The organism is Synechocystis sp. CACIAM 05, assembly GCF_010222815.1.
Classification (GTDB): Bacteria; Cyanobacteriota; Cyanobacteriia; order Cyanobacteriales; family Microcystaceae; genus Synechocystis.
The window spans coordinates 790,116-806,079 of sequence record NZ_CP019225.1; the positions used below are offsets into that span (position 1 = coordinate 790,116).

The following is a 15,964-nucleotide window of genomic DNA, read 5'->3' on the forward strand; positions in this document are numbered from 1 at the left end:
ACGGAGCTTTGGGGGAATAGTCTGCTACCAGTTTTGAGAACCAGGATTAGGGATGGATTAGCAACAGAAAACATTCGTTGCTGCAGGGGTAGAAATCCCCTTTATCAGCAAAGATAATGATTGCCATAGAGCAAATTTATCATAAAAATAGGCACAGAAGGAGACAGCAAGATTGTTAAAGAACTCTGAAGAATTTGGCTGGAGCTTGACCCCGGTCTGGAGAATTGCTTTACCCTGTAGGGGATTGTAATTTTTGTTGTTTTCCGAGAGATAGAGGTTTGCTGTGAAAATTCCCGGTAGTGTCATAACCCTTCTCATCGGCGTTGTGATCACAGTTGTTAGTTTATGGTACGGACAGAATCATGGTCTGATGCCCGTGGCCGCCTCCGCCGATGCGGAAAAGGTGGATGGCATTTTTAACTACATGATGACCATTGCCACAGGATTATTCCTTTTGGTGGAAGGAGTTTTGGTTTATTGCTTGATCCGCTTTCGCCGACGCAAAGACGACCAAACCGATGGTCCACCCATAGAAGGTAACGTGCCCCTGGAAATTCTCTGGACTGCCATTCCCACGGTAATCGTTTTTACCTTGGCGGTGTATAGCTTTGAGGTGTACAACAACCTGGGCGGTTTGGATCCAACCATTTCTAGGGATAATGCCGGTCAGCAGATGGCCCATAACCACATGGGACATATGGGAAGTATGGGTAATATGGTGGCTATGTCTGGGGATGGAGATGTTGCCCTGGGGATTGGTTTGGATAGCGAAGAACAGGGAGTCAAACCCCTAATGGTGGATGTGAAGGGAATTCAGTATGCGTGGATTTTCACCTATCCCGAAACGGGGATTATTTCCGGGGAACTGCACGCCCCCATCGATCGCCCGGTGCAATTGAATATGGAAGCGGGGGATGTGATCCATGCCTTTTGGATTCCCCAATTACGGTTAAAGCAGGATGTGATTCCGGGGCGGGGCAGTACCTTGGTGTTTAATGCCAGCACCCCTGGGCAGTATCCGGTTATCTGTGCTGAGTTGTGTGGTGCTTACCATGGGGGCATGAAATCGGTCTTCTACGCCCATACCCCCGAAGAGTATGACGACTGGGTGGCGGCCAATGCTCCGGCTCCAACGGAATCGATGGCAATGACACTGCCCAAAGCGACCACCGCCATGACCCCCAACGAATATTTAGCTCCCTACGCGAAAGAGATGGGGGTGGAAACCAAAGCTTTGGCCCAATTAAAAGATCAAGCCTCTCCGGTCGGAGATCTACTCTAACTTAGTTGGAACACCTAACCTTGGGTAGTAAGGGTCAGTTTTGCTTTAAAACTCCGTAAATTTTGACAAATTTGGTAGAAAATTTTTTATGACTATTGCCGCTGAAAATCTAACGGCTAATCATCCCCGCCGCAAATGGACGGATTACTTTACCTTTTGCGTTGACCATAAGGTGATTGGCATCCAATATCTAGTTACGTCTTTTCTCTTCTTTTTCATTGGCGGTTCCTTTGCAGAAGCCATGCGGACGGAATTAGCCACTCCATCTCCGGATTTTGTCCAACCGGAAATGTATAACCAACTGATGACCCTCCACGGCACGATTATGATCTTTCTGTGGATTGTGCCGGCGGGGGCGGCCTTTGCCAACTATCTGATTCCCCTCATGGTGGGCACAGAGGATATGGCTTTTCCTCGCCTCAATGCCGTTGCTTTTTGGCTGACTCCACCGGGGGGCATTTTGCTTATTTCCAGCTTTTTTGTGGGGGCACCCCAGGCAGGCTGGACTTCCTATCCACCTTTGAGTTTGCTGAGTGGTAAATGGGGAGAAGAACTGTGGATTTTGAGTTTGCTTTTGGTGGGGACCTCTTCCATTCTGGGGGCGATTAATTTTGTTACCACCATTTTGAAGATGCGCATCAAGGACATGGATTTGCACAGTATGCCCCTGTTTTGCTGGGCTATGCTGGCCACCTCTTCTTTGATTTTGCTTTCCACCCCGGTGTTGGCATCCGCTTTGATTCTGCTTTCCTTTGACCTGATTGCCGGCACTAGTTTCTTTAATCCGGTGGGGGGAGGAGACCCGGTGGTTTACCAGCATTTATTCTGGTTTTACTCCCATCCGGCGGTGTACATCATGATTTTGCCCTTTTTCGGCGTAATTTCTGAGGTCATTCCTGTCCATGCCCGCAAACCCATCTTTGGCTACCGGGCGATCGCCTATTCGAGTTTGGCCATCAGTTTTCTGGGCTTGATCGTCTGGGCTCACCATATGTTCACCAGCGGTACCCCCGGTTGGTTGCGGATGTTTTTCATGGCCACCACCATGCTGATTGCTGTGCCCACGGGGATCAAAATTTTCAGTTGGTGCGGTACCCTCTGGGGCGGCAAAATTCAACTCAACTCCGCCATGTTGTTTGCCTTTGGTTTCCTATCTAGCTTCATGATTGGTGGGCTAACCGGGGTAATGGTGGCGTCTGTTCCGTTCGATATCCATGTCCACGACACCTATTTTGTGGTGGGACACTTCCATTACGTACTCTTTGGTGGCAGCGCCTTTGCTTTATTTTCTGGGGTTTACCACTGGTTCCCGAAAATGACTGGCCGCATGGTCAATGAGCACCTGGGTCGTCTTCACTTCATCCTCACTTTTATCGGCATGAATTTAACCTTTATGCCCATGCATGAGTTGGGGTTAATGGGAATGAACCGCCGCATTGCCCTCTACGACGTTGAATTTCAGCCCTTAAACGTTTTGAGCACCATTGGAGCCTACGTTTTAGCCGCTTCCACCATTCCTTTTGTCATCAACGTTTTTTGGAGTTTGTTTAAAGGGGAAAAGGCGGCCCGGAATCCTTGGCGAGCTCTGACCCTAGAATGGCAAACGGCCTCTCCTCCTATTATTGAAAACTTTGAAGAAGAACCAGTGCTCTGGTGTGGTCCCTACGATTTTGGCATTGACACGGAGTTAGTGGATGAGGAAGAAACAGTCCAAACCCTAATTGCCGATGCGGCAGGAAGTTAGTTTCCTTAACTTTCTGTGCCTAGGGGGATGGCTAGCTTAATGACCTCCCCCATGGGCCCGACCGCCAGAGATTTTTGGCAAAATTCTAGAAATTCAGCAACGATCAGACGATCAATTGTCAGTCCTATGCAAACCACTGCCCTTAGCTCCGATTTAAACAGTACCTATACCCCAGGGGAAGCCCACGGTCATCACGGCCACCCCGATCTACGGATGTTTGGGGTTGTCCTTTTCCTAGTGGCGGAAAGTGCCATTTTTCTGGGTCTGTTCACCGCCTATCTGATTTATCGCAGTGTGATGCCTGCCTGGCCTCCTGAGGGCACACCGGAGTTGGAATTGCTCCTGCCGGGCGTCAACAGTATTATTCTAATTTCCAGCAGCTTTGTCATGCACAAAGGTCAAGCAGCCATTCGTAATAATGACAATGCCGGGTTGCAAAAATGGTTTGGCATTACTGCCGCCATGGGTATTATCTTTTTAGCTGGTCAGATGTATGAATATTTCCACCTGGAAATGGGGCTAACTACCAATTTATTTGCCAGTTGCTTTTATGTGCTCACGGGCTTTCACGGGCTCCATGTTACTTTTGGATTGCTACTAATCCTTTCTGTGCTCTGGCGATCACGGCAACCGGGCCATTACTCCAGCACATCCCATTTCGGGGTAGAAGCGGCGGAATTGTACTGGCATTTCGTCGATGTGGTCTGGATTGTTTTGTTTATTTTGGTTTACTTACTGTGATGGAAAGACCTTGGGCGTTAGGGCAAACCTACCTTGTGATGGGTTAATTTCGTGGGATGATAGAGAGTCGGGTTGGCATTCCCTAGTCCTTCCATTGCCCAACTGAATAGCCCAAACCCCTAAGTAATCAAAAGAGTTCTTGACCATTACCATGAGTTTACTGGAAATCACCGACGCTGAATTTGAGCAGGAAACCCAAGGGCAAACTAAGCCTGTGTTGGTTTATTTTTGGGCTTCCTGGTGTGGCCCCTGTCGGTTGATGGCCCCTGCTATCCAGGCGATCGCCAAGGATTATGGTGATAAGCTCAAAGTGCTCAAGTTGGAAGTGGATCCCAACCCTGCCGCCGTAGCCCAATGCAAAGTGGAAGGGGTACCAGCGCTGCGTTTGTTCAAAAATAATGAGCTAGTGATGACCCACGAAGGGGCGATCGCCAAACCCAAATTACTGGAGTTACTGAAAGAGGAATTGGATTTTATTTAAGACGGTGCTGATTGCCGAAAGCGTTCTCTAAACTGACCAGAGCTATTTGTTTATAATCCTTTCTCTCTAACCATGGCCGCCGCAATTAAACCTTTTTACTTCGACATTAGCGACGACGAAATTGAATTTTTTCTGGATGAGGCCAGGCAAATCCTCAAATCCGGCACTTTAATTCTGGGAAACCACACCCAGGAGTTTGAACGGGCCTTTGCGGAATTTGTTGGTACCAAACACGCTATTTCGGTTAATAGTGGCACCTCTGGGCTGGAAATTCTCTTGCGGTTGAAGCAGGCGGAAAATACCACTGTTCTTGTGCCCACCAACACAAATTTTGCCACCGTTGCTTCTGTGTTGCGGGTAAACAGTGATGTGCAATATTTGGACATGGACCCCAAAACCTTTGCCCCTTCCCTAGCCATGGTTAAGGAAGCGGTCGAAGGCAAAAGTTACCCCAAACCTTTGTCCGGTGTTTTTTGGGTGCATATCGGCGGCGTAATTTCCCCCGAATTCCCCGCAGTGGTGGATTATTGCCATGGCAAAGGCCTCTACGTTTGGGAAGATACAGCCCACGCCCACGGCAGTCAACTCCAAGGTAAACAGGCGGGCAACTTAGCTGATGGCGCTTCCTTTTCCTTTTTCCCCACCAAAGTAATGACCACCTTTGAAGGCGGCATGGTCACCCTCAATGATGGCGAAGAAGATACCATTGCCCGTTCATTGCGAAACCAGGGAAAACGGGGCATGAATTTTGGTGGTCTGCATACTGACTTTGGCAACAGCACCCGCATGACAGAAATCCATGCTCTGTTGGGACAAATTCACCTGGCTAAGCTAGAGAAAATGCTGGCCAGCAGACAAAAGGCCTACGAACTAATCACAGCCCCCCTCAGGGAAGCGGGCATTGAGTTTGTTTCCACCGACCACATGGACCGGGCCAGTCAATACAAACTGATGCTGTTGTTACCGGAAGGCAAAACCCCGGCCCAAATGAAAGAAGCTCTGGCGGCAGAGGAAATTTATTTGGGGGGTACAGTGTACGAAATTCCCTGCCATTTACAACCGGTGTTTAAAGATGTTTGTCCTGGGCAATCTTTTCCCAATGCAGAAACCTGGTGTCCCCGTCACATTTGTCCCCCTTTAACCTCCGGTACTACTCCAGAGGAAGCAGCCCGGGTGGGGGAAGCATTGGTGCGCCATTTAAAGTCCTAAATTTCTTGTTCAGGAACATTGTGGCCTAATTTTAGCTGGCGATCACCTCCGTTTCTTCCGTTTCCCTACCCCTCAATAGGCTAGAGATTTCATCGCTATATTTAAAAAACTCTGGTTCCCGCTTAATTTTATAGGTGCGATTTTTCGGAGTTTCTTCATCCCCCGGCAGATTAATGGTTAATTCCCGCTGAATAGTGCCGGGACGGGAACTCAACACATAAACCCGTTGGGCCAGAAATACGGCTTCCTCCACATCATGGGTAATCATCAAAATGCTACATTGCAGTCTTTGCCAAATATCAATCAGATATTCATGCATCCTTTCCTTGGTTTGAATATCTAAAGCGCCAAAGGGTTCATCCATTAATAAGACTTTTGGATGGCAAGCCAAAGACCTGGCGATCGCCACCCGTTGCTTCATGCCCCCTGATAACTCCCTGGGATAGGCCTGGGCAAAATTAACCAAACCGACTACGTCTAAATAATAGCTAGCAGTGTCAAACCTTTCCTTTTGGGAACAGCCTTGGAGCTTCAGACCAAACTCCACATTTTCCTGCACCGTCATCCAGGGAAAAAGACTGTAATGTTGGAAAACCATACCCCGGTCAGCCCCTGGTCCCGTGACCCTTTGTCCATCCACATTAATGGTGCCGGAAGTCGGAGTATCTAAACCAGCAATTAACCTCAAAAGGGTCGATTTTCCGGAACCAGAAGCCCCCACTGCACACACAAATTCCCCGGTTTCAATGTGCATATTGATGTTTTTTAGAGCTACCACTGACCCCCGTTTGCCGACAAACACCCGATTTAAATCAGTTATTTCTAGATGCATGGTTTTTATTATTTACAATTAATTTAATAGTTTTGTAATGATGGGAAAAATCTGACTTATTGTTCCAAAGACCATTTACAAGTGAATCTGAGGATGAGGCGAAATGATAAATCCAACGCAAAGCCAATTAAGCCCAAAACAATTAAGCAAGCAAAAATTTCATCGGTTTTCAAAAATTTCTGAGCTAGCAAAATACGTTTCCCTAAGCCATTATCTGCCGCCACCAATTCCGCCACCACTACCAAGTTCCAAGCCGCCGCCATGTTGATCCGAAAGGTGTCAAGAATATTGGGAATAATGTAGGGGGTGATGACCTTAAACAAAATCTGTTTCCTTAATCCCCCTAGGGTATAGGTAACTTCAATTAATTCCTTGGGAATAAATTTGACCGCATCCATAATCATCAGGGTATTAAAAAATATTGTCCCAATGAAAATTAAGGCAATTTTTGAAGCCTCATCAATGCCGAGGTAAATAATTAATAATGGAATAAAGGCTGGGGCTGGCATGTAACGCACCACACCAATAATTGGCTCTGTTAGGCTACGTATGCTGGGAAATGTCCCCATTAAAATCCCCAAGGGAATAGCCACCAATCCCCCTAAAAAAAATCCCCCTACTACTCGCCCAAAACTAGTCAGGGAATCCTGAATTAAAAATCCGTCCTTAAATAGCTTTATCAAGGCTTGAATTACCGACTGGGGCGAAGGCAGAAAAACATCACTCACAGTGGGTAAAGATGAAAGCAGTGCCCACAATACCAAAGGAATAATGATCGATAAGGACATTAACGACCATTTGAGAGATTCGGGTATTTCCCCACCAATGCGCCAAAAAACTGTGGGCTTGAGGGATTTTTTAGAGGGATAATCTGATAATTTATCCTGGGCAATAGTCATAGTATTAGGGAAATTGATTGGCTAACAGAGTGAGCAAATTGTCACAAAGAAAAATCAAAATCCCTCCGATTACTGATTGGAGATGAGAACTCGAAGTAAAAACTAAGCCTTACCAGCTAAGGTTTTCACAAACTGAGCATCGAGAATCTTGGTCAGGTCAGGGGCTTTTTCAATAAAGCCGACTTTAGTCATAAAATCTGCCATTTTTTGGGCAGCAAAGGGCATGTGCACCATACTATCTCCAGGGCTAAAAGCTTCTAAATTTTCCTCTAGAGTTAAAAAGCGAGTGCCATCCTTAAATAGTTGTAGTTCTTCTTGGCTAACCCCCGCCCGTTTAGCCATAATTTCATCAGATTTTTCGGGATTTTCCTCCATGAATTTACGAATATCAAACCAGGTGTTAACTAACGCTTGTACTTGCTCTGGTTTTTCCTGAATTAATTTTTCTGTCACGACTAAAAGGTCAGGAATAGCTCCGGGAAATTCGGCGGAAGTAACTAACTCTTTAGAGCCTTCCCGTTTCAGAGCTGTTAACCAAAATGGAGGAAACGCCCCTACTGCGTCCACTTGTCCCGCTGCAAAGGCCGCCGCCGCCGCCCCTGTTTCCAAAGGCTTGATTACCACATCATCCCGGCTCATGCCTTCCCGTTCTAGAGCTAAACTGAGCAGAAAATCATCCACTACCCCTTCTTCGATCGCCACGGTTTTACCCTTGAGGTCCTGAACAGTATTGATGTCGGCGGTAACAATAATTTTGTCATTGCCAGCGGAGTTATCATTCACTAGTACTGCCACTTCTCCGTTAACTGCCTCCCCAGCAAAGGAAATGGTGTCGTTTAAAGTTTGACTATTGCCATCCAACTGCCCGGCGGCTAAGGCTTGCATGGATTCCAGATAACCGTCAAACCACTTCATTTCCACATTGACACCGTTTTTGGCAAATAGGCCTTCTTCCTCGGCGATCGCCCAGGGCCACCAACCCGCCCAGTTGCTATAACCAATGACAATGGGAGGCCCTTCGGGAACCGGAGCAGAGGTTTGGGATTGCTCTGGGGTTTGGGCACAACTGACAGTTAATAGTATAGTGCTACAAAAAATCAGAATTAAGGAAATTAAACTACGTCTCGGCATCGATGTTTTCTCCGCTAGTTGTTAGTAATATATAAAACTAAATTGAAAAGTTTTACTGTGTTGATTTTGACTTTTTAAAAATTTCTAGATAGAAACTATCATCGGTACTTTAACTTGACTCTTGATCCAACTAAACCAAGTACTTAAACCCTCTCCGGTTTTAGCGGATACTGGAATAATGGTCACATGGGGGTTCATGGAACGGACGTTAGCGGCTAATTTTTCTAGATCAATATCTAAATGGGGAATCAGATCAGTTTTAGTAATTAGTAAACAATCTGCTTCCTGGAACATAACTGGATATTTTAGGGGTTTGTCTTCCCCTTCGGTAACGCTGAGTAATGCAACTTTGCTATGTTCTCCCACTTCAAATTCCGCTGGGCAAACTAGATTGCCCACATTTTCCACCAGCACCAAATCAAATTCTTTAGGATTGTAATCCTCCTGTAAACGATGAATTCCTCCTGCCACCATTTTGGCATCTAAATGACAGGAACGACCGGTATTAATGGCGATTACAGGGCTACCGTATTGCCGCAGGCGATCAGCGTCTAATTCCGTGGTCATATCCCCTTCAATAACTGCCATTTTTAACTCACTTTGGAGGGCGGCCAAGGTTTTTTCGAGCAGAACAGTTTTACCGGCTCCGGGGCTACTCATTAGGTTTAAACAGGTAATACCCCATTCATCAAAATGTGCTCGATTATGGTCGGCACCGGCCTGGTTTGCGTGGAGCAAATTTAGACCGATCGCCGTATCAATGGATTGGTGCATAGTTTCTTCGCAGTAGCAGTGGACAAGTAAAGAAAAAAATTTGGTCTCGGTGGGTTAGGGCTTAAGCCGGAGTGCACTGATGATGTTCAATGCGGTCAATTTTTAGCTCCCGCCCTGAACGGATATCATCCATGGGCGATCGGCAAGTGGGACAGGAATATTGCAAACCAATTTCGGGACTATATTCCGTTTGGCAAGTATGGCAGTAGGCAACCAAAGGCACATCTTTGATTACCAATTCCACCCCATCTAAAAAGGTCTGCTTGGTTTGCACTTCAAACGCAAATTGCAAACTCACTGGTTCCACACAGGTAAACTGACCCACTAGGAGGTGAATCTTGGTGATTTGGGGTTTTTCAACTTGTTGATCAAACCAATCCTGAATGGTCATAATCAGGGCTTTGGTCATGTCTGTTTCATGCATTTTTACCTCTCCCAAAGGCGATCGCCGATTATTTCAGAGCCATCAATTTGGCAATAATTAGTCAAGTTAAAGTTACTATTGCCAGGGCTCGTCCACTGCCATATTGGCTTCCGCATGAATATAGGCAGGTTTTTCGGTGCGGGGTAATTGGCCAGAAACCACTAAATGGGCCATGGTGTCGCAAATTACCCTGGTGGCCATTAGGGAAGTCATGTCGCTAATGTCGTAGGGAGGGGAAACTTCCACCACTTCCATGCCACAAACGGGGGTTTCCCGAATAATACGTTTAAGTAAATACAGAGCTTCCCGGGGTAGTAAACCACCGGGTTCTGGCCAGCCGGTGCCGGGGACAAAACCTGCATCAATGCAGTCAATGTCAAAACTAATCCAAACGCAATCGGTGCCATCGGTGGCCCGGGCAATGGCAAAGTCCGCCGCCGCATCCAAACCCATTTCGGTAATATCAGTGACGGTCAAAATGTTGGTAGCCCGTTCCCGACAAACTTTGACCCCCTGGCGGGGTACTTGCCAACCACCAATGCCTAATTGCACTAGGTTTTTAGCTGGAGCGTTGGCCATGTTGGTGGCGTGGAACCAGGGACAAGTGTGCATCCGTTCGTCTAAGTCCGTTTCCTGGGTATCCACATGGCGATCGAAATGGATAATGCCGACTTTTTTATCCCCCAAATGACGACAGATGCCCCGCACCGTGGGAAAACCAATGGAATGATCACCCCCCAGAATTATCGGAAACGCTCCGGAACTGAAAATGTGGGCAATACCTTTGGAAATTTGATCAAAGGATTTCTCATTGTTGGCGGGAATGGTGAAAATATCCCCCACGTCACAGAGACTAATTTGCTCCCGTAAATCCACCCCCATTTCAAAGTTGTAGGGAGTGTACAAAGCAGAAATACGACGAATCCCCTGGGGGCCAAAACGGGTACCTGGTCGATAGGTGGTGCCAGAATCATGGGGCACTCCGACGATCGCCACGTCGTAATTGCCGACGTTACGGACATCCTCCAGATAGGGAGCCTTCATGAAGGTGTTAATGCCCGCATAGTGGGGCAATTCTCCCCGGGAGAAGGTAGGGATGGAGCGGTCTTTAATGCTGGCGGCGGCCTCCAGACCATAGGTTAGCCCTTGGTCAACCTCCTGTTGCCAACCGGTCAAGGGTAATTGAGTTTCCTTGATTAAGGCTTCTTCACCTTCAGAAGGGGGACGAAACGGGGTGGCATCGCTCATAGGTAGTTACTAGCTAAACAACAAAATCTGCCCAGGAGTTATTAATGACAACACCTAAGCACTGGTCATTAAAGTCTCCCGGGCTTTTGTCCCGCCGTGTAGCTAGTGGCAAAAATCTTTACAAAGCCTAGCCTGTTTCTCTCGGACCAGCCATTCCCCACATCACCAGGAATCGGAACCCTAGAAACAATATCCCCTACCCTAGCTAGGGATGATTAAGTTAACTGTGTTCTGTGCTACTTTTTATCGGCGATCGCCAAACTAAAGTGTAAAACCTGACATCAATTAGCTTTTTTTCCCTATCCAGGGATTGAGCATAGCTTTGCGATATCCTGAGTATGCACATGGGAAAAGGTCACAGGTCTCGCACCATTGGTGTGATTACTAATTGATCTAACTATTCAGGAACGCAACTCAATCAACAATTGCCCAGCCAATGCAACAAGCGGCCATCCCAGCCAATGAACAGCAGCGCTTAGCCCATCTACAGAATCTTAAAATTCTTGATACGCCAAGCGATGAAAAGTTCAACCGCATTACTAGGCTATTATGTCGGGTGCTGGATATGCCCGTAGCTGCCATTTCTTTAGTTGATGAAAATCGTCAATGGTTTAAATCCATTCGGGGCTTAGACTTAACCGAAACTCCCCGCTGTGTCTCCTTCTGCGCCCATACAATTCTGGAGGACCGCACCCTAGTTATTTCCGATACCCTATCTGACCTCCGTTTTGCCGACAATCCCCTTGTCCTCGAGGCCCCCCACATCCGATTTTATGCTGGTCACCCCCTGAAAATACTCGATAATATCCATGTGGGCACTCTCTGTGTTTATGACACTAAGCCCAGGGAAATATCCGACGACGATATTCAGTTTTTAGAGGACCTTGCAATCACCGTGGCTAATGAGCTAAAGGCTCACATGTTCAAGAGATTTTTTACGGTTTAGGTAAAGTTTCAGTAAAGTAAAAATTCAGCCACAGCAAAGTCAGGAAATGTAGGGATGGAAGCTAAATTACCGCAAAATGAGGAGCAACGCCTGGCAGTTTTGAGGCAACTCAATATTTTGGATACTCCCATTGAAGAAAGATTTGAGCGTATTACCCGTATGGTCTGCCGGTCCCTCAAAGTGCCCATTGCCGCTATATCAATAGTTGATGAATCACGCCAGTGGTTTAAATCTATTCAAGGGTTAAATGCTTCTGAAACTCCCCGTGAAATTGCCTTTTGCGCCCACGCCATCCTCAGGGATGAATTACTGTTGGTCGAGGATGCTACCCAGGATGAACGCTTTGCTGACAATCCCTTGGTAACCGACGAGCCTTTCATCCGATTTTATGCCGGTTATCCCCTTAATTTGGGTCAAGATATCCATGTGGGAACCCTCTGCGCCATTGATCGGGTGCCCCGGGAATTGTCGGCGGAAGAACAGGAAATTCTCTACGACCTCTCCAAAATGGTGGAGTCTGAACTAGCGGCGATCGCCCTATCGGAGGCTCAAATACAGCTAATTCAAGAACTGGATGAACTTGAAAGGGTGGCCATGGTCGATAGCTTAACAAGACTCTGGAACCGTTTGGGCATTGAAACCCTTCTAAAACGGGAATGGGAGTACGCTACCCGCAAAAATTCTCCTATTTCCATTGTCATGATTGATTTTGACAACTTTAAACAAATCAACGATCAACACGGTCATTTAGTCGGAGACGAGGTTCTACAGGGTAGTGCCCGTTTAATCATTTCAGTTCTTCGTTCCTACGATATTTTGGGCCGATGGGGAGGAGATGAATTCATGCTTATTCTGCCTGGTTCTGGTCGGGAGCAGACCGCTGTGCTCCTAGAAAGAATTCAAGCCACCATTGCTCAAAATCCAGTACCCACATCTACGGGGCCCATGGCAATCAGCTTGAGTATGGGGGGAGTCAGTGTATTTGCCAACCAGGGTGAAGCACTCCAGTATTGGGTAGAACAGGCAGATAATCAGTTGATGAAAGTCAAACGTCTTGGTAAGGGCAATTTTCAACTGGCTGAATAATGGCGATCGTAAAAACTTTTTAAGGTGAGGTAGACTTACCCTTTTGGTGATTGGCTCCACTCCACTTCTTCAAGCAAACATGATGGGTCACAGATTACCGAAAAGATGAACAATCTCTACCATCAAATCAATTGGATTTACTTAAGCTTGAGGTATTAGAGTTTTTTCACCAGGATGAGCTAGAAGATGTAAAGTAAAGACAATGGTAGTCATTCAAGTCATTATGATCATAGGAATTTAAATTTCCGTAACTCCTCCGCTCCTAACAATAAAGGAGGACAGGAAAGAAGCAGAGCAAATTGCCAATTTGTCAGTGGAGTGGTAGTGAAAATAGCTTGGAGAGGAGGAAAATACATTAAAGATAAAATTAACATCCATTCCGTGGCAATGCCAATCCAAATTAAGGGATTACTAAACCAGCCTAACTTGAAGGCAGAAGTGCGTTCTGAGCGGCAGGCAAAAACATTCCCATCTTGACAGGCCACAATCACTGCTAGGGTCATGGTGGTGGCCTGGGCATAGATAGCCATTAAAATTGGATCTGCTGTGTGATGGAGAATACTTGTCGTAACGGCTTGTAACTCAGCTAATCCGTAACCGTAACTTCCCCAAACTAAGAAAAATCCGGCCATGCCCAAACCCGCTTCAATTATGCCTAGAAAGCAGTAAGCTCTTAATAATAAAGCACGATCTAATAGGGCTTGATTTTTTTTGCGGGGAGGCAATTTCATCGTTCCGACTTCAGCTTTTTCTATACCCAATGCTAAGGCCGGAACCATGTCCGTTCCTAAGTCAATGGCTAGAATTTGCATAATTAGTAATGCGGGGGGAATATTGAGAAAAATCATTGCTAAAAATGGTACTAACTCCGCTACATTGGAAGCCAAAATGTAGGTGATAAACTTACGGATGTTTTGATAAACTGTACGGCCTTCTTCCACTGCACTGACAATGGTGGCAAAATTATCATCGGTAAGCACAATATCCGCCGCTTCCCTGGCCACATCGGTCCCGTTTAAGCCCATGGCAATGCCAATGTTAGCCGCCCGCAATGCTGGAGCGTCATTAACCCCGTCCCCCGTTACCGCCACAATCTGCCCCAAGCTTTGATAAGCTTGCACTAAGCGCAATTTTTGTTCCGGGGCCATGCGGGCAAAGATAAGACCAGAACGATATTTTAAAATCTGTCGCAGTTGGGCATCCGATAAATGGGTTAGTCCGTCCCCAGTTACCACCCGTACTTTTTCTTTGACCAGACCAATATTTCTGGCGATCGCCTCTGCGGTGAGGCCATAGTCCCCAGTGACCATGGTGATAGCAATGCCAGCCCCATGACAACGGGCGATCGCCTCAGGAACCTCTGGCCGAGGGGGATCAAACATGGCCACTAAACCCACGAAAATTAATTGTTGCTCTAGGGTTTGGGGTGATGCTTCTAGTAAATTTTCATGGTCGGCCCGAACCGCCAAGCCCAATACTCGAAAACCTTCCTTGGCGTAGTGATCATTCGCTTCGGTAATGATTTGGCGATCGCCAGGAGTTAGTTCGATCACCTGTCCAGCTTTTAAAATGGATTGACAACAGCGCAACACCTCTAGGGGAGCACCTTTGGTAAAAGCCAAATTTTCCCATGGCAAATCATTTCTGCCGGAAGTAAGGAAAGGCAAATTTTCCCCAGCCTTTTGCTTTTGCCAATCCAAAACCACCGTCATCATCCGTCGTCGGGAATCAAAGGGCACTTCCCTGCGCCGGGGATAATCTTGCTGGAGTTGTTCTAAATCAAAATCTGCCTTCAGAGCGGCCACCAATAATGCCGCTTCGGTGGGGTCTCCCATTTCCTGCCAACGGCTGGAACCGGAAGGATGAATCAAATGGGCATTGGAACAAAGAGCGGAACCAATGAGCAGTAATTTAACCTGTTGTTTTTCATCTTTACCTGGGGGAAAGGTAATTTTGCCCATGCTGGGATCATAGCCTTCCCCCGTCACCGTTAAGGTTTGGCCATGGTTCGTTGCCGGAATCCAAAGAGAACGGACGGTCATTTCATTTTTAGTTAAAGTCCCGGTTTTGTCTGTACAAATAACTGTAGTGGCACTGAGGGTTTCCACCGCCGATAACCGCCGCACCAAAGCATTGCGTTTGGCCATCCGTTGCACCCCCATGGCCAGGGATAAAGTCACCGTGGGCAACAAACCCTCTGGCACTAGGGCAACAATAATACCAATGGCAAAAATGAAACTTTCCTTTAATTCCAGATGGGTAACCAGGGAAGCTAACACAAACACCAAAATTCCCATGCCAACGGCAATCAGGGTAATTATGCGAACAATCTGGCTAATTTGTACTTCCAGGGTGCTGGGTTCCCGCTTAACATTAGTGGTGAGATGGGCCATATGGCCAAATTCCGTTTCCGCTCCGGTGGCATAGACAACCCCTACTCCCCGCCCCGTGGCAATGGTGGAACCGGCCAGGACTAAATTGCGAATTTCCTGGGCTTTAACCGGATCTTGCAGTGCCCTTTCCCCCCCATGGACTAAAACTTTTCCGCCCCGTTTAGGAACAACTTCCCGAATTTGGGCCGATTCGGCAAAACGAGCCACGGGTAATGATTCCCCCGTCATCACTGATACATCAACGTACAAACTATCCGCTGAAACTAAACGTAAATCCGCCGATACCCGATCGCCTTCTTCTAATTGCACCACATCCCCCCGCACTAATTCCCTCGCCAGAACAGACTGTAAAGTGCCGTCCCGATAAACTTTTACCTGGGCTGGGAGAACTTTTTTGAGGGTCGCCAGAGCTTTTTCGGCCCGAAATTCCTGACTAAAGCTAAACAAACCATTGATCCAAATCACCGCCCAAATGGCCCAACCCAACTGGGGCGTACCGGAAACAAAGGCCAGAATGCCCGCCACCCAGAGCAATAGCGCCATGAAATGGGTCATCTGGTCAGCAAAACGCAACCATAAAGCTCGTTGTACCGGTTCCGCTAGCTCGTTCAGTCCATAGCGTTGCAATCTTCGGGCCGCTTCCTCGCCGGATAAACCTTGGGGACCCGTTTCCAACCGTTCGTAAACCGCTTCTGGCGCAATAGACCAAACCGTGGTGGAGGAATTCATCGGTATAACAAAGATGGTTTCCCATCCCATTAGATATGATTCCCA

Annotated in this window: 14 protein-coding genes and 1 riboswitch; of the genes, 7 read left to right on the forward strand and 7 right to left on the reverse strand. The window is 47.1% G+C overall.

The annotated features are described in order from the left end of the window. The first annotated feature begins 283 nt into the window (after positions 1-283). The 5 genes from BWK47_RS03705 to BWK47_RS03725 all read left to right on the forward strand — a co-directional run bounded on the left by BWK47_RS03705 (position 284) and on the right by BWK47_RS03725 (position 5,457). Positions 284-1,282, forward strand: a complete 999-nt coding sequence (locus BWK47_RS03705) for a cytochrome c oxidase subunit II (protein WP_162327616.1) — start codon at positions 284-286, stop codon at positions 1,280-1,282. An 88-nt stretch (positions 1,283-1,370) separates the two neighbouring features. Next, entirely contained in the window at positions 1,371-3,026 is a 1,656-nt protein-coding gene (ctaD, locus tag BWK47_RS03710) for a cytochrome c oxidase subunit I (protein WP_162327617.1), read from the forward strand. Between the two features lie 39 nt (positions 3,027-3,065). Next, entirely contained in the window at positions 3,066-3,767 is a 702-nt protein-coding gene (ctaE, locus tag BWK47_RS03715) for a cytochrome c oxidase subunit CtaE (protein WP_204250461.1), read from the forward strand. Positions 3,768-3,918: 151 nt separating this feature from the next. Continuing rightward, entirely contained in the window at positions 3,919-4,248 is a 330-nt protein-coding gene (locus BWK47_RS03720) for a thioredoxin family protein (RefSeq protein ID WP_010871920.1), read from the forward strand. A gap of 72 nt (positions 4,249-4,320) precedes the next feature. Continuing rightward, positions 4,321-5,457 (forward strand): DegT/DnrJ/EryC1/StrS family aminotransferase, encoded by a 1,137-nt coding sequence (locus tag BWK47_RS03725; protein WP_162327619.1) that lies wholly within the window; start codon positions 4,321-4,323, stop codon positions 5,455-5,457. Between the two features lie 31 nt (positions 5,458-5,488). Here BWK47_RS03725 and BWK47_RS03730 read toward each other — a convergent pair whose 3' ends face one another. The 6 genes from BWK47_RS03730 to BWK47_RS03755 form a co-directional block, all read right to left on the reverse strand. After that, a complete protein-coding gene (locus tag BWK47_RS03730) occupies positions 5,489-6,289 on the reverse strand; it encodes an ABC transporter ATP-binding protein (protein ID WP_162327620.1) in 801 nt (266 codons plus the stop codon). 56 nt (positions 6,290-6,345) lie between these two features. After that, positions 6,346-7,188: an ABC transporter permease gene (locus BWK47_RS03735; protein WP_162327621.1), complete on the reverse strand. Its 843-nt coding sequence runs from the start codon at positions 7,186-7,188 to the stop codon at positions 6,346-6,348. Between the two features lie 102 nt (positions 7,189-7,290). After that, complete coding sequence (locus BWK47_RS03740; protein WP_162327622.1) at positions 7,291-8,319, reverse strand: aliphatic sulfonate ABC transporter substrate-binding protein; 1,029 nt, start codon at positions 8,317-8,319, stop codon at positions 7,291-7,293. Between the two features lie 84 nt (positions 8,320-8,403). Beyond that, positions 8,404-9,093: a hydrogenase nickel incorporation protein HypB gene (hypB, locus tag BWK47_RS03745; protein WP_162327623.1), complete on the reverse strand. Its 690-nt coding sequence runs from the start codon at positions 9,091-9,093 to the stop codon at positions 8,404-8,406. Positions 9,094-9,154: 61 nt separating this feature from the next. Continuing rightward, positions 9,155-9,517, reverse strand: coding sequence for a hydrogenase maturation nickel metallochaperone HypA (gene hypA, locus BWK47_RS03750; protein ID WP_162327624.1), 363 nt, complete (start codon positions 9,515-9,517; stop codon positions 9,155-9,157). A 75-nt stretch (positions 9,518-9,592) separates the two neighbouring features. Next, entirely contained in the window at positions 9,593-10,765 is a 1,173-nt protein-coding gene (locus BWK47_RS03755; RefSeq protein WP_162327625.1) for an agmatinase family protein, read from the reverse strand. Positions 10,766-10,838: 73 nt separating this feature from the next. Then, positions 10,839-10,960, reverse strand: a riboswitch (guanidine-I (ykkC/yxkD leader). A 241-nt stretch (positions 10,961-11,201) separates the two neighbouring features. On the opposite strand from BWK47_RS03755, the gene BWK47_RS03760 reads away from it, so the two are divergent. Both BWK47_RS03760 and BWK47_RS03765 read left to right on the forward strand, forming a co-directional pair. After that, a complete protein-coding gene (locus BWK47_RS03760; protein WP_162327626.1) occupies positions 11,202-11,711 on the forward strand; it encodes a GAF domain-containing protein in 510 nt (169 codons plus the stop codon). A 54-nt stretch (positions 11,712-11,765) separates the two neighbouring features. Next, entirely contained in the window at positions 11,766-12,797 is a 1,032-nt protein-coding gene (locus BWK47_RS03765) for a GGDEF domain-containing protein (RefSeq protein ID WP_162327627.1), read from the forward strand. Between the two features lie 227 nt (positions 12,798-13,024). Here BWK47_RS03765 and BWK47_RS03770 read toward each other — a convergent pair whose 3' ends face one another. Continuing rightward, a complete protein-coding gene (locus BWK47_RS03770) occupies positions 13,025-15,919 on the reverse strand; it encodes a cation-translocating P-type ATPase (protein WP_237269784.1) in 2,895 nt (964 codons plus the stop codon). Positions 15,920-15,964 lie beyond the last annotated feature (45 nt).